The following is a 14,185-nucleotide window of genomic DNA, read 5'->3' as shown; positions in this document are numbered from 1 at the left end:
AGCTTCTTACTTCTGTATTTTAGACTCCTGCAACTTGTCATAGCGGCTGCCCACGACGGGGATTGCCGATACCGCCGCCTCCAACTCCTGCATCTCTGCTGCCGTAAATACGATGTCGCAGGCGCGGAGGTTCTCCTCCAGGTGCGAGAGCTTGGTCGTACCGGGAATAGGGACGATGTAGGGACGCTTGTTCATCAGCCATGCCAACGCCACCTGCGCCGCCGTTATGCCACGTGTGCGGCCAAAGGCATTGAGCACTTCAACGATACGATAGTTGGCACGGATGGCTTCGGGTTGAAAGCGTGGCAGGGTCTGACGGTTGTCATTGGTTTGATCAAAGATAGTGTACTCATTGATTGCTCCGCCGAGAAAACCACGGTTCAGCGGACTATACGGCACGAAGCCGATGCCCAACTCCTCGCATGCGGCAAGCACGCCGCTGGTTTCCACCGTGCGGTGCATGAAGTGGTATTCGCTCTGTATCGCTGTCACGGGACAGACCTTGTGCGCCCGACGAATCGTTTCCGCATTCACCTCACACATGCCCCAATGCAGGATCTTGCCCTCCTTGATAAGCTCTCCGCAGGTCTCCGCCACCACTTCTATGGGCGTATTCGGATCGATGCGGTGCTGGTAGAACATACCGAGCGTCTCCACGCCGAGATTGCGCAGGGAGTTCTCGCATACGCGCCGGATGTTTGCCGGGGTGCTGTCCTCTTCGGTTTTCACCTGCACGCCGTTCACGAACTTGTGTCCGAACTTCGAGGAGACGAACACACGGTCGGTATATCCTTTCAATGCCTTTCCCGTCAGGATTTCGTTCTTGTGGTAGCCATAACTTTCAGCCGTATCGAATAAGGTTACACCCCGTTCTATCGCTTCGTGAATCAGCCGGATGCAGGCCTTTTCATCGGGCGACTGGCTGCGGTGATGGTTCAGCCCCATGCAGCCGAAACCCATCGCCGAAACGGTAAAGGCTGCCTTGCCGCTACCCAATGTGCGTTGCGTGCGCACTGCTGCCATGCCTGTCGGAAGATTGTTTGCCACCTGCCGCTGTCCGGTCAACACCCGTTCTGCCGCCGTTACCTTGTTCAGGGTCGGTTCGATGCACATCGCCGCCCCTGTCAGTGCCGCCATCTTGAGGAATCCCCGGCGGCTTATATCCATTCCATTCTTCATATCTGATTGTCTTTTAATTGTTTCCGTTGCAAAGTTATGGCATTCTAATGATGAGGCACCTATCAATTTCACAGATATAATAACCAATTTCATCGGTGGCAGATAACAAGAGACCGAACTCCTTCAAACGCAAATATGCGTCACCAAGAACAAAAGAGGCTTCAAGCGACTTTTTTATGATGTTCCAACCTGCTGATTCAATTTTTCTCAGTCTCTTTCTATATCTTTCTCTAAATTATCAATAAAAACAAGCATATATTTCCTTTCTTATTTCCATCGAATTATATTTGCAATTATTTACGGAATAATCTATGAGCGACATCATTAAAATATCAACAGTCCATGACTTCAATGCCCTTCTTGGCGTTGAAGACCAGCATCCGCTTGTGAGCGTGATCGACTTTTCCGCCCATCCTCCCCGGCATCTGTTCCGTGCGCTATTAGGCGTGTACGGTATTTATATCCGTGAAGATGAACCGCAGAATGTCGTGTACGGTACAAGCCGCTATGACTTCCTCGGCGGTACGCTCATCGCTATAGCACCCGGTCAGATCAGCGGAGCGGTGGACATCGGAGCACCGGTGCAACGCAAGGGCTGGGCATTGCTCTTCGACCCGGAACTGTTGAGAGGCACGTCTCTGGCCCAGAAAATCCAGCAATACTCGTTCTTCTCTTACGAAGTGAGCGAAGCCCTTCACATGCAGGATACGGAGCGTGAGACGATCGTTGCCTGCATGAAACATATCCGAGAGGAACTCTCGGTATCGCAGGATGAATACAGCCGGACGATTCTTGCCGCTTATATCGAGGTACTGCTCAACTACTGCATGCGCTTCTATGGGCGCCAGTTTGCGACCCGCAAAATGCAGAGCAAAGATATTTTAGCCCGTTTTGAACGGATGCTGACCGACTATTTCGACAGCAAAGAACAAATCCGGCATGGACTTCCGAACGTACAGGAATGCGCCGAACGGTTAGCCTTATCTCCCAATTATTTCAGCGACCTCATCAAACGGGAAACAGGAGAACGTCCCCACGAGCATATCCAACGCTTTCTTATCGAGCGCGTGAAAAAAGAGTTGGCTGAAGGAAATAAGAGCATCAGCGAAATAGCTTATGGTTTGGGGTTCAACTATACCCACCATTTAAGCCGTCTTTTCAAGAAGGTTACGCGAATGTCCCCAACGGAGTATCTGGAAGCATTGAAATTGAAATAGCGGACGGTCTTCGGAACTGCCCGCTTTCATATCATGCCTTGTGTACCTTATAGCTTATCCATACGACTCCGTCTCTACACTGTTTCACCTCTTTCAGTTCGAGCGACTGCCCCAATGCGGGGAACTCGCAGTCGCCTCCTCTGTATTCATAGATGGAAGAAATGCCACTAAGTCCGTCCATGCCGGGATAAATCACCAAACTCAATTCGTCAATCAGTTGTCGTTTGATGAACTCTCCGTTCAGAGTGCCTCCGCCATCCAACAGCATGAGTCGCATGGCAAACTCTTCGTGCAATGTCTTTACGGCTAAAGCATAGTCGTGTCCATCCTCCCCAGCGAAAAGGTAAGATATACCTACTCTGCGCAGACACTCCAGATACTCCTCGCTGACACGTTCGCCCAATACGGCTATAATCGTATCTCCATACACCTTATCCTCCGTATATGTGATGACACCTTTTGAATCAAACACGACAAGCGAGCGGTCGCTGTCCCTGTGTCCGACAAATGTCCGTAGCATGGTGGCAGGCGTGTATGTGTCGCAACGGAATGTTTCCGGAAAGAAATGTTTCTGCACGCTGTTGCGCCCCAGTATCCACGCATTCGCATGGTAATCATCCTTAATTTCCGTATAGACGGATGTCACGTCCTCAATCTCTTTTCCATCGAATGGAAGCGTCCAGCGGTCGACATCCAGCCTTCCGTCCACGGAACTCAACATGTGGCTGATGATTTTAATCTGTTCCATATCTTTGCAATATTATTTCAACGAACCCATATCGATTACATAGCGGAAATGCACTTTTCCATCCACCACATTACGCCATGCCTCGTTTATCTTTTGGATAGGAATAACCTCCACTTTCGGATAGATGTTATGGGTAATGGAATAATTGACCGCGTCCTGTGTCTCGCGTATGCCGCCGATCAGCGAAAACCATACTTTCTTACGTCCACGCATAGCCATAATAGAAACGGCAGGAGCATCCTTCAAAGCAGGCATTCCCACTACCGCCAGTTCACCATCGACCTTTAGCATATTTACATACATCATCGGATCGTAGGCTGATGGAATGGTGGAAAGGATAAAGCGGAATGTATTATCCAATCCTTTCAGATCAGTTTCTTTCTTGACATTGACATAGCGCACAGCTCCGTATGCCAATGCCTCTTCCCGTTTCTCGTCGGTTAGGTCGAACACCGTGACCTCTGCACCCATCGATACGGCATATTGCACCGCCATGTGCCCCAATCCACCGAATCCGGCAATGCCTATTTTGTCTCCTTTCTTCAGCTTGGCATGTACGAGGGGCGAGTAGGTAGTGATGCCTGCGCACATCAGTGGTCCGACCTTTTCCATAGGTGCATCGGCAGGAACAGTGATAGCGAAATTCTCATCCACTACAATATTGTTTGAATAACCGCCTTGCGACAGTTCTTTATCGTGATACACGTCCGTGTCGCCGTAGGTCAGTACACGTCCGTCAAGGCAGTATTGCTCTTCGCCCGCCTCGCAATATTCGCAGTGGCGGCAGGCATTGACCATGCAGCCCACTCCAGCATAGTCGCCCACTTTGAACTTCGTTACTTTTGCTCCCACTTGTGCCACCCGACCGACAATTTCATGTCCTGTGACTAACGGATAACTTTGCGGGCTCCAGTCACCACGTCCTTGATGGATGTCACTGTGGCATACCCCACAGTATAGGGTTTCAATCAAAATATCATTCTCACCCACCGCATGACGGGTAAAGTCGTAGGGTTTCAATTCGCCATTTGCAGTATAAAGGGCATAGCCCTTAGAGGGTACTTGCCCAGTGTTTTGGGCAAAACAGTTCCATGCAAGGAGTGTTGTAGCCAGTGTAAAAAACAATCGTTTCATGTATGTTCCTTTCTATTTGTCATTCGTAAATCCTAATTTTTGCAGCCAGCGGATTATGCTTGTGTCGGCAGTAGCGGCACGGTCTCCTTTCAATGCCAGTCCTTCGAGGAATTCCGACTTCGGGCAAAGTGCCTTCATATCTTCACGGCTCTGCCCCCAACCACCACCGCCATGCGTCATGAAAGGGACGATTTTCTTGCCTTGCAGGTCGTGGCTTGTCAGGAAAGAAAATACCGGAGGGGCTATCGAACGTCCCCAATTCGGAGATCCGATGAATATGACATCGTATTGACCGAGGTTATTGACCTTTTCTTTCAATGCAGGCCAATTCCTGCTGTTCTTTTCCTGCCTGAATCGTTCGACCACCTGCCGGTATTCAGCAGGGTATTCATTTACCAGCCGGATTTCAAACAGGTCTGCACCGGTGGCAGCTTGTATCTTCTGCGCCACAGTACGTGTGTTCCCGCTCCATGAATAATAGACAATCAACGCCTTTTGTCCTTTAGCGTATTGACTCTGTGCATTCGCTCCTTGAGCAAACAGCAACAGCAATATTCCAATTATGAATTTCATTTCTTAACTATATTATCATTTGTTTCTATTCTGAAAGCAAGCGTTGGCAGAAAGCCATGACCGTATATCGTTGTCGAGCGAACTGCCACCGCTGTATGTCACGGAAAGCGGTTCGCGTATGTCTGTGTCCGGTGCAAGTTTGCAGATGGACGGTACGGTCTGCCCCATCTGTCCGTTGCCGTGGCTACAGAAGGGGACGATGGTCTTGTCACTGAAATCGTAGGATTCGAGGAACGTGGCGACCGGCATGGGGATACACGCCCACCAGTTTGGGTAGCCCAAGAGGATGGTGCCGTATTGTTCCATGTTTTCCACCCTGCCGCGAAGTGCCGGACGCGCCTGCGTGCGTTGTTCCTCCTGTGCCCGGTCGAGCAGGGCTGAATAGTTGTCGGGATAGGGATTGACCAGCCGTATCTCGAAGATATCCGCCCCGGTCAGTGCCTGTATACGGTTTGCCAAGCCACGTGTGTTCCCGCTTTCTGAGAAATAGACAATCAAGGTGCGACGGGCGTTGTCGGCGGAAACCTCTGGCAGTCGGGTAGAGACGATGCCCGACACGCCTGTCCCGGTGTTGCGTGCCACGCGGAACCCGATATTATCAGCCCGGTAAGCGGCGGGCAGCACGGAGCGGTAGGCTGAGCGTAGGTGCTTGCCGACATCGAACCAACTGCCTCCACGGACAACGCGGAAAGAACCGTCCGCTACGGCTGCGGGATTATCGGTGGGGAGAGCGTCATAACTGCCGAAAGCGTCCCAGCACCACTCGCCCACGTTGCCGTGCATGTTGTACAGTCCCCACGTATTCGGCTCGTACTCCGTGACCGGCACGGTGCGGCGGTTGTAAGCACCTCCGCCCTCACCGTCTATATAAGGATAGTTCGTGTACCAGTTGGCTTGTGCCGCCGTGACATTGCCGCCTGTGTTAAAAGGAGTGGAGCTTCCGGCACGACAGGCATATTCCCATTCTGCCTCCGTAGGCAGGCGGTAGCCATTTGCCGAACGGTTCCATGTCACTACGTTGCCTTCTATGCGGTAGGCGGCTTCCAAACCTTCATGCTCGCTCAGCGCATTGCAATAGCGGATGGCATCTGTCCACGATACGTTTTCCACGGGCAAGTCATTGCCCTGCATGGCACTTGGGTTCTGTCCCATCAGTGAGGCATATTGCATTTGGCTGACCTCGTAAAGACTGATTTGGAAATCGGAGAGCGTGACCGTGTGTTGTGTCTCGTCTACCATGCGCCACGCTTCGGAAGCGGGGCTTCCCATCATAAATGTTCCGCCGGGAATGGTAGCCAGTCCTTCGGTGATTACGGGCAGTTCCGAAGTCCCATCCTCCGGCAACTGTTCCTCGGCTACGTTTTCTGATGAATCGCAAGAGGCGCAGGCAGTCAGCATAGCCATTGTCATGATTGTAAATATTCCCATTTTCATCTTTTCTCTTATTTATATGACTCATTGTAAATCGTCCAGCAGTCCGTGTACGAGAGCGGCACACGGTCGAGCATGAACAGCCGTCCCATCGTGGTCTTGGCATTGGTGACGAACAGGGACCATTCATCGGTGGAAATGTCATAGTCGGACATCCGCAGATCGCTGACGCCGCACAATTTCTTCAAGGCTTCGAGCGCGGCGATGAAATCCTCCGGTTTCGTGGCATCGGCAAGTCCCATGGTGCGTGCCAATTGGAGGAAACGCTCGTCGCAGGCATGAGTTTCGATCAAGTGGGAGAAGTAGGCACGGCTTATCATGATCAGTCCTGCCCCGTGCGGTAGTTGTTGGTGATAGGCGGACATGGCATGCTCCAGCGAATGCTGGCTCGTGACACCGCCCACACACATCACCACCCCGGATAGGTAGCTGCCCCACGCCACACGAGAACGTGCCTCCAAATCTTTGCCGTCAGCCACCGCCACAGGCAGGTAGCGGGCTATATTCTCTATGGCTGTTAATGCGTACATATCGCTCATGGGGTTGGCACGGTTGGAAACATAGCCCTCAATGCTGTGGAAGAGGGCATCGAAGCCTTGGTAGGCAGTGAACAGGGGCGGCANTAGTTGTTGGTGATAGGCGGACATGGCATGCCCCAGCGAATGCTGGCTCGTGACCCCGCCCACACACATCACCCCCCCCGATAGGTAGCTGCCCCACGCCACACGAGAACGTGCCTCCAAATCTTTGCCGTCAGCCACCGCCACAGGCAGGTAGCGGGCTATATTCTCTATGGCTGTTAATGCGTACATATCGCTCATGGGGTTGGCACGGTTGGAAACATAGCCCTCAATGCTGTGGAAGAGGGCATCGAAGCCTTGGTAGGCAGTGAACAGGGGCGGCACGGTGGTCATCAATTCCGGGTCGATGATGGCAAGCACAGGGAAGAGCGAGGGGTGTCCGAAACCGGTCTTTTCGTGCGTCTCATCGTTCGTCACCACACAAGCCGCATCCGTCTCCGAGCCTGTCCCTGCTGTGGTGGGGATGGCTACGAGGGGAAGCGGACGGTGCTTCAATGGTTGCGCTTTGCCAGTGCCACCGGAGATATAGTTCCAATAGTTGCCCTCGTTGGTGGCTGTCACTGCGATGGCTTTGGCGGCATCGATCACGCTGCCACCACCGAGTGCCACAATCAGGTCGCAACCCTCGGTACGTGCGGTGGCTCCACCCGCCATGACCGTGCCCAACAGGGGATTAGCTTCTACCTTGTCGAATATCACATAGGCGATGCCTGCCAGCCGCAGTTGTTCTTCCAGCCGGGCGAGGTATCCGTTTGCCCGCGTAGAGCGTCCGTTGGAGATAACCACGAGGGCTTTTTTGCCCGGTAATGTCTGCTTGTGCAGATTATTCAGCTCCCCGGCACCGAAGAGGGCACGTGTGGGGATGTACATGTTGAAGTGTTCCATTGTTATCGTATTTTTTTGTTTTAATTATCCGATTGCAAAGGTACAGGGACAGGTCGCCACGGCTTAAACGCAAAACTCTGTTTCCTATACCAATTTCACATTACGGTATAGCCTCCGTCCATCGCCCATGTCTGACCTATGGCAAATCCGGCATAGTCACTGCAAAGCAACAGTACCATTGAGGCAATTTCTTCCGGCTTGCCCATACGACCCAGCGGAATAGCATCGATGACACGTGCCATATGTTCGGGAGACATTTCGATGGCGTGCTTCACCATCGGGGTTTCACACGTTCCGGGACAGATGGCGTTTATACGAATCCCCTGACGGGCATACTCCAGTGCGGCCGATTTCGTCAGCCCCAGTATGCCGTGTTTCGATGCCGTATAAGCATCTATGTTGGCAATACCTACCAGACCACCTTGCGAGGAACAGTTCACGATAGCACCGCCCGCCAGTTTTTTCATTTCAATCAATTCGTACTTCATGCAATTCCACACCCCACGAAGATTGACCGACAAGACATGGTCAAAATCCCAGCCCTCTGTCTCCGCCAAATCCTTGCGAACAGATGCGTGGATGCCGACATTGTTATAAGCGATGTCCAACCTCCCGAATGTGGTGACAACCTGTTCCACCATTCTTTTGACATCTTCTTCTTTCGATACGTCGCAGTGCAGGGCAATGGTCTTGTAGCCTTTCTCCGTCAATTCCTTTGCGCGGGCATCTACTTGTTCAGACAAGTCTGCCAAAGCCACAGCCGCCCCCGATTCGGCAAACATCCGTGCCGTAGCCCAACCGATGCCACCTGCCGCTCCCGTGACGAGAACTACTTTCTCATTGAATGATATTTCCATGAATAAATCTCCTGTGTCTCATGCTACATTTATGGCTTTCAATTTACGCAGCCATGCTTCAATGGCTTTTTTGTCGGCTCTGCTCCCCGTATAGGCATAACCTTCAAGCACCTTCGCACCCGGTGCACGTTTGGCGACATCGGCAGCGCTGTGTCCGGCACCGCCCCCGCCATGCGTGCAGAACGGCACGATGACCTTTCCTTTGAAGTCGAACTTCCCGAGAAAGGTAGCTACCGGCTGTGCGATGGTATAGTTCCAGATAGGTGATCCGACGAAAATCGTATCGTACTGCGCGATGCTTGCCGGAAGCGACCGCAAGGCAGGGCGGATGTCCTTCTGCTGTTCTTCCTTGGCACGAACCCTTATCTCGCGATAGCCGTCCGGATATGGTTCGGCGGCAACCAGTTCAAAGATGTCCGCCCCCGTCAGCTCCTGTATGGCTTTTCCCACAGACCGGGTGTTTCCAGTCTGTGAGAAGAATACAACAAGTGTTTTACTGTCTTTGGTTACAGTCTGCGCATTCATTGTGGTGACAATCATGGATAATAAAACTCCGAGCAACAACCATACGTTCTTCATGGCATCATCGGTTTAATGAATGATTGAAGAACTCCGCCATTTTGCCGACTGCCATGCCGATGTACTTCGGATTGTCGTAGAGGTCGAAGTGTCCGGCACCATCTATTACGTACAGCTCCTTCGGACCGTTCGACAGTTCCACGGCACGCTTGCTTTGCCACAGCGATCCTGCCTTGCTTCCCGCCACGACCAGCAACGGACGGTCAAGCAGTTCGGGGATAAACTCATAGGCATCGAACGTGATACGGTTCGCCATGCCGATGAAACGGAACTTGTTGGGTGAATTGGGATGCAGGGCGCGGGCGGGGTTACGGTAGTAGTCATTCGCCTCCACCATATCGGGCGGTGTGCTTTCATTGATTTCATCTGCCTCCGGCACGTAATGAGCATAGCGTGGCTCTGCGCCGTTCGCTTCGGCGGTACGCTGTGCGGCAATCTCGTCCAGACGGCGTTTCACCTCTTCGATGCTCCGCTTACCGTCCCAACCTTGGCGGGTGGTGGCTCCGGGATTGGTGCAGCAGATGCCGCACACCGCCTTGATGCGGCGGTCGGTCAGCGTGGCGAAGATGGCATAGCCCGCTCCGGCACAAGAACCGATGGCGGCAATGCGTTCGCGGTCCACGTAGGGTAACGTGGTAAGGTAGTCCACCCCGCATTTCACGTCCTCGCTCCGTTCGTATGGGTTATCCCACAAGCGCGGCTCACCCCCGCTCTCACCCTGATGTGATGCATCCATCGTCAAGGCGATGAACCCAGCCTTTGCCATGCCCTCGGCATAGAGCGCAGAGGTTTGTTCCTTCACGCCGCCACCGGGATGGCATATAACGAGTGCGGCATATTTCTTCGTTTCGTCAAAATCATCGGGCAGATGCAGGCATCCCGCCATGCTGTTGCCCCAGTTGTTGAATGTTACTTCTTTTTTCATGACTTGAGCTTCTGTTTGTGCGATGCCGCCTATACAGAATATGGCAGAAATCGCTATTCCTATAATCCTCGTTTTGATATTCATATTATTTCACTGTCGTACTGTTCACCTTGATATATTCCTCCTCGCTGACGGCTTCGAGCCACGTATCCTTGTTGTCTTTAGGATTTGGGATAACGGAAACATGGCTGAACTCGCTGTCGTAGGCTGCGCCGTGCCAATGCTCCACACCCGGACGGATGTTCACGGCATCCCCGGCTTTCAACGCCTGTGCAGACTTCCCTTTCTCCTGATACCAACCGCGTCCTGCCGTGCAAAGCAATATCTGCGTGCCGCTGTGGATGTGCCAACGGGTACGCGCTCCGGCACTGAATGTCACGTTGCTTGCCTGACAGGGAGTTTCCGCATCGGGCGACACGAGCCGTTGGTTATAGACATCGCCGGTGAAATAATTGAAAGTCGATACCTTGCCGCGAGGAAACACGTCCGTTATGGGTTCGGGCATGGGATATTTGCGCTCATAAATGGCACTCAGCACCTGATTGGCACGCCATGCCTCGCGTGCGCCCACCTTGTCTTTCAGAATATGGGAAATCTGCCAAAGCTGTCCGGAGGTCACGCCTGCATTCGTGGCATAGCGCACATGCGAACGGAACTGTCCTTCCGCACCTTCGAGCGATGCCAGTGCCGAGAGGGTTGCCAACTCACGGTCGGACTCCGCCAGATTGTCCCGTCCGAAAAGGTCGCCGAACAGGTGGGCTTTGAGGAAATAGTCCACTGCCGGGGCGAATGCCATCACGCCACCCTGCACCGGTCTGCCCGAAAGACGGGTCTGCACCTCTGTGCCCAACTCCAACGAAGTTTTATCTGTTGGTAACGGGGAGGCGTCTTTACCTTCCACATCGTTGATGTTTTTAGCCTTCCGCTCGTCAAGCACTTTCATAAAGGTAGTAAGAGCGTTCAGACTGCGTGGGAAGCCGGTGTAAGCGTAGAGGTGGGTCATAACCTCCTTGATTTCACTGACGGTAAGCCCGGACTCCAGCCCTTCGGACAGTACCGTTTTCAGATGAGCCGTATCGCCTTTGGCTGTCAATGCGGCAATGGGGACGATTGCCTGCTGTCTTCTACTTAATAAATTCTTGTCATTTTCCATTTCCTGTGCCTCTGCTTGTGCGATGCCACCTATGCCAAGCATGGCAGACACCGCGATTCCTAATAGTTGTTCCTTTAGTTTCATACTGCTGTTTCTTTGTTGTTGAATGAGTTGGATGGTTTATTACTTAATCCATTCGGAGAGTATCTCTTCGATGTTGTTTGGAATATTGTATGATATTCTCAGGCCGTCTTCCACCGTGGCATCCGGACAGAGGCGGGCAATATTTGCCTGCGCGTCGTTGATGCTGACCGCCATGCTGGTGCAGAACGGACGGATGGTTTTGCCTGCAAAATCATACTCTTCGAGAAAGGTGCGGATAGCCATCGGTTCGCAATACCTCCAAATAGGGAACCCTATGTAAATGACATCATAATCTTCCATATTCTCCACATGGGTTGTCAGTACAGGACGGGCATCGGCTTCGAACTCCTGCAAGGCAATTTGCGAACATTCGGTGTGCGATACGGGATAGTCACGTTCGGGGATAATCTCGAAGAGGTCTCCACCTGTCAGCCCGGCAAGTTCCATTGCCACGGTCTGCGTGTTGCGTGCCTTGTTCGTGGCTCCCGACACGGCATCCGTACCGTCAGGTACATGGTTGGCACGTGAAAAATAGGCCACCAGTACCTTTCCGTTGCCCGTGGAAGGCGTGTCAGGCTCTTCCGGCTCTTCCGGCTCGTCAGAGTTGTCTGAGTTGTCTGAATTATCGGAATCATCCGGAGCATCCGGTTGTTCCTGCTGCGGTGCATCTGTATCGTCTTTCCCACAGGAAGTGGCGAATGACATTACAAAAGCCGCCATAAGCATTGTCAGTAAAATAATCCGTTTCTTCATATTCATTCCGCTTTTTCAAACCGTACTTCCACATCACCTATACCGTTGAACACCTCCACTCCCGAATCGATACGACCGATGGATTGCATCTGGAAACGCTCGCCGTTCTGACGGTACATGATTACAAAACTGTGCATGGGCGGGTAATAAACGATTTCACCGACCTCGTAACCGCGTGTGCGGGCATTGTCCGTAGGCAGGGCTTCGGGGAAACGGTAGCACATCTCACGCCCGTAAAGGTTCATCATCGGGAGGGTCATGGGCAACCGCCCGGCAATGGCGCGTGTCGTGGCATTGTCTTCCAGCGTGGCGGTCAGTGTCCGGCCGTTCACTGTGATTCTCATTTTCGTTACCATATCGTTATCTTCATTTGAATTGTTGTCATCGTCAGCACCGCCTTCATTGTCGTTTCCGGCTCTGGCGATTGTCACGTTAATATTCTGTCCGAGTGAACGTACCGTTTCCAAATCGCTTGTCACCGCTCCGATATTGACAATGTTACCAGTGGAAGAAGAGTTTTCTTCATCGCTGTGAAATATCACGAAATCATTTCCCGCAGTCCAAAAGGCAAGGTCGCCGTTTTTCCATCCGTTCTGTACGTCTCCCTCGTCGTATGCCAATGCGGGAGTGATGTCTCCACAATAGTCATGGGCACCACGGTTAAGGCTTACCGTCACGGGTAGACGGGAAATCAGGTCACGGGCACTCCGGTTGTCGTTCAAATAGCCTTCGAGTACCGTTTCGCCGACAGTCAGCGTAACAGCGGTTCTTTCTCCGGAACCGTTGTTGTCATTGTCGTCTTCTCCCGGAGTATCGGGATTTTGAGGTGTTTCCGGTATTACCGGTTCATTTTCGGTGTTGCTCGTTTCACAAGCCGACAGCGAGAATGTCATGCACATCGCCATCATCATTGCAGCTAAATACTTCATAATCATTTGACTTTTTATTATTTATACTATGGTTTATTGCGAATCTTTCGCTCTTTCTTTTCTTTGCTGCAAAGGTAGCGTGCTTCATAGCCCCGGCTTAAACGCAAAACTCTGTTTCCTATACCAATTTCTACGGTATAGACCATGACAAGTCTTTGCGGTCGTCAGTTGTGCTTGCTCTATCTTCTCGTAGCTTCTGTATGAAACCACCGTACATCTTCCGGTGAACGATGGTCTTTGAACATGGTGTGTTTCTTATCGAGTTTCGCAATCCGCGATATATCGTCTACCGATAGTTTGAAATCGAATATGCGGATATTTTCTTCCATCCGTTCGGGACGCTGGGTTTTGCACACGGTGACAACCCCTTGTTGGGTCAGCCAGCGCAAGATAATCTGGGCAGGAGTTTTCCCGTATTTCTTACCGATTTCAACAAGGACAGGTTCGGTAAGCACTTCCGGATGCGCCCCGGATACCAATGGTCCCCATGACTCTACCTGTACCCCGTATTCGTCATCCGTCCGTTTGTCATCCCAACGCTGGAAATAAGGGCTGAACTCTATCTGGTTGACCGCAGGCTTTATCTTACCGACAAAAGCAAAGTCCGCAATCCGGTCGGGATGAAAGTTGCTGACGCCTATCGCCCGGATCTTTCCGGCTTCATAAAGTTCTTCCAACGCCCGCCATGCACCGTACACATCGCCGAAAGGCTGGTGCAGCAGATAAAGGTCAAGATAGTCGAGCCCCAAGCGGTCAAGTGATTTTTGAAAAGCAGCCTTGGCCTGCTCATATCCGTAATCCTCTATCCAAAGTTTGGATGTGATGAAAAGCTCCTCTCGGGGAATGCCGCTTTGGCGGATGCCCTTACCGACTTCTGTTTCATTCATGTAATTCTTGGCCGTGTCGATCAGTCTCCAGCCTTTATGTATGGCTTCCGCGACACAACCGGCACATTGTTCCGTGGTAAGCCTTAGTGTTCCATACCCTAAAATCGGCATTCTGACACCGTTATTCAATGTTACAAAATCCATTGTAACCTTTGCCGTATCCGGTTCTTTCTGCCCGAACGCATTCATTCCGAATGCCCCGGCCGCCATCATGCTGCCTGTCGCCAGCAATGACTGTTTTATGAAATCTCTTCTATCCATTTCAGTATC

The 14,185-nt window shown here is 52.0% G+C and carries 14 protein-coding genes; 1 reads left to right on the top strand and 13 read right to left on the bottom strand.

Going from position 1 to position 14,185, the window contains the following annotated elements; genetic code table 11:
- Positions 1-6 precede the first annotated feature (6 nt).
- Entirely contained in the window at positions 7-1,179 is a 1,173-nt protein-coding gene (locus tag BQ7394_RS22270) for an aldo/keto reductase (protein ID WP_075559406.1), read from the bottom strand.
- Between the two features lie 311 nt (positions 1,180-1,490).
- On the opposite strand from BQ7394_RS22270, the gene BQ7394_RS22265 reads away from it, so the two are divergent.
- On the top strand, positions 1,491-2,396 hold the full coding sequence (locus BQ7394_RS22265) for a helix-turn-helix domain-containing protein (RefSeq protein WP_075559405.1): 906 nt from the start codon (positions 1,491-1,493) through the stop codon (positions 2,394-2,396).
- Positions 2,397-2,427: 31 nt separating this feature from the next.
- Here the strand turns inward: BQ7394_RS22265 and BQ7394_RS22260 are convergent, their stop codons facing one another.
- The 12 genes from BQ7394_RS22260 to BQ7394_RS22195 form a co-directional block, all read right to left on the bottom strand.
- Entirely contained in the window at positions 2,428-3,144 is a 717-nt protein-coding gene (locus BQ7394_RS22260) for a dihydrofolate reductase family protein (RefSeq protein WP_075559404.1), read from the bottom strand.
- Between the two features lie 12 nt (positions 3,145-3,156).
- Entirely contained in the window at positions 3,157-4,278 is a 1,122-nt protein-coding gene (locus tag BQ7394_RS22255) for an NAD(P)-dependent alcohol dehydrogenase (protein ID WP_075559403.1), read from the bottom strand.
- A gap of 12 nt (positions 4,279-4,290) precedes the next feature.
- A complete protein-coding gene (locus BQ7394_RS22250; RefSeq protein WP_075559402.1) occupies positions 4,291-4,851 on the bottom strand; it encodes a flavodoxin in 561 nt (186 codons plus the stop codon).
- 15 nt (positions 4,852-4,866) lie between these two features.
- Positions 4,867-6,285 carry a flavodoxin gene (locus BQ7394_RS22245; RefSeq protein WP_082212101.1) on the bottom strand — a complete coding sequence of 473 codons (1,419 nt, stop codon included), beginning with the start codon at positions 6,283-6,285 and terminating at the stop codon, positions 4,867-4,869.
- An 8-nt stretch (positions 6,286-6,293) separates the two neighbouring features.
- On the bottom strand, positions 6,294-7,733 hold the full coding sequence (locus BQ7394_RS26365) for an iron-containing alcohol dehydrogenase (RefSeq protein ID WP_449406352.1): 1,440 nt from the start codon (positions 7,731-7,733) through the stop codon (positions 6,294-6,296).
- Between the two features lie 110 nt (positions 7,734-7,843).
- Positions 7,844-8,605 carry an SDR family NAD(P)-dependent oxidoreductase gene (locus BQ7394_RS22230; protein WP_075559401.1) on the bottom strand — a complete coding sequence of 254 codons (762 nt, stop codon included), beginning with the start codon at positions 8,603-8,605 and terminating at the stop codon, positions 7,844-7,846.
- Between the two features lie 18 nt (positions 8,606-8,623).
- A complete protein-coding gene (locus BQ7394_RS22225) occupies positions 8,624-9,184 on the bottom strand; it encodes a flavodoxin (RefSeq protein WP_075559400.1) in 561 nt (186 codons plus the stop codon).
- A gap of 4 nt (positions 9,185-9,188) precedes the next feature.
- On the bottom strand, positions 9,189-10,109 hold the full coding sequence (locus BQ7394_RS22220) for an alpha/beta hydrolase (protein ID WP_075560182.1): 921 nt from the start codon (positions 10,107-10,109) through the stop codon (positions 9,189-9,191).
- 85 nt (positions 10,110-10,194) lie between these two features.
- Entirely contained in the window at positions 10,195-11,304 is a 1,110-nt protein-coding gene (locus tag BQ7394_RS22215) for a carboxymuconolactone decarboxylase family protein (protein WP_075560181.1), read from the bottom strand.
- 81 nt (positions 11,305-11,385) lie between these two features.
- Entirely contained in the window at positions 11,386-12,099 is a 714-nt protein-coding gene (locus BQ7394_RS22210; RefSeq protein WP_075560180.1) for a flavodoxin, read from the bottom strand.
- Between the two features lie 2 nt (positions 12,100-12,101).
- Positions 12,102-13,028, bottom strand: coding sequence for a cyclophilin-like fold protein (locus BQ7394_RS25460; protein WP_161951808.1), 927 nt, complete (start codon positions 13,026-13,028; stop codon positions 12,102-12,104).
- Between the two features lie 179 nt (positions 13,029-13,207).
- Entirely contained in the window at positions 13,208-14,176 is a 969-nt protein-coding gene (locus BQ7394_RS22195; protein WP_317043298.1) for an aldo/keto reductase, read from the bottom strand.
- Between the last annotated feature and the right edge of the window lie 9 nt (positions 14,177-14,185).

The sequence above is a fragment of the Parabacteroides timonensis genome, from assembly GCF_900128505.1.
Lineage (GTDB): Bacteria > Bacteroidota > Bacteroidia > Bacteroidales > Tannerellaceae > Parabacteroides > Parabacteroides timonensis.
This window is presented reverse-complemented; position numbering and strand designations above follow the sequence as displayed.

What these genes read in the sequence shown, in the direction of transcription:
- BQ7394_RS22260 (WP_075559404.1), bottom strand. Translation starts at nt 3,144, where the DNA reads ATGGAACAGATTAAAATCATCAGCCACATGTTGAGTTCCGTGGACGGA.
- BQ7394_RS22195 (WP_317043298.1), bottom strand. Translation starts at nt 14,176, where the DNA reads ATGGATAGAAGAGATTTCATAAAACAGTCATTGCTGGCGACAGGCAGC.
- BQ7394_RS22210 (WP_075560180.1), bottom strand. Translation starts at nt 12,099, where the DNA reads ATGAAGAAACGGATTATTTTACTGACAATGCTTATGGCGGCTTTTGTA.
- BQ7394_RS22225 (WP_075559400.1), bottom strand. Translation starts at nt 9,184, where the DNA reads ATGAAGAACGTATGGTTGTTGCTCGGAGTTTTATTATCCATGATTGTC.
- BQ7394_RS22220 (WP_075560182.1), bottom strand. Translation starts at nt 10,109, where the DNA reads ATGAAAAAAGAAGTAACATTCAACAACTGGGGCAACAGCATGGCGGGA.
- BQ7394_RS22215 (WP_075560181.1), bottom strand. Translation starts at nt 11,304, where the DNA reads ATGCTTGGCATAGGTGGCATCGCACAAGCAGAGGCACAGGAAATGGAA.
- BQ7394_RS22265 (WP_075559405.1), top strand. Translation starts at nt 1,491, where the DNA reads ATGAGCGACATCATTAAAATATCAACAGTCCATGACTTCAATGCCCTT.
- BQ7394_RS22250 (WP_075559402.1), bottom strand. Translation starts at nt 4,851, where the DNA reads ATGAAATTCATAATTGGAATATTGCTGTTGCTGTTTGCTCAAGGAGCG.
- BQ7394_RS22255 (WP_075559403.1), bottom strand. Translation starts at nt 4,278, where the DNA reads ATGAAACGATTGTTTTTTACACTGGCTACAACACTCCTTGCATGGAAC.
- BQ7394_RS25460 (WP_161951808.1), bottom strand. Translation starts at nt 13,028, where the DNA reads ATGAAGTATTTAGCTGCAATGATGATGGCGATGTGCATGACATTCTCG.
- BQ7394_RS22245 (WP_082212101.1), bottom strand. Translation starts at nt 6,285, where the DNA reads ATGAAAATGGGAATATTTACAATCATGACAATGGCTATGCTGACTGCC.
- BQ7394_RS22230 (WP_075559401.1), bottom strand. Translation starts at nt 8,605, where the DNA reads ATGGAAATATCATTCAATGAGAAAGTAGTTCTCGTCACGGGAGCGGCA.
- BQ7394_RS22270 (WP_075559406.1), bottom strand. Translation starts at nt 1,179, where the DNA reads ATGAAGAATGGAATGGATATAAGCCGCCGGGGATTCCTCAAGATGGCG.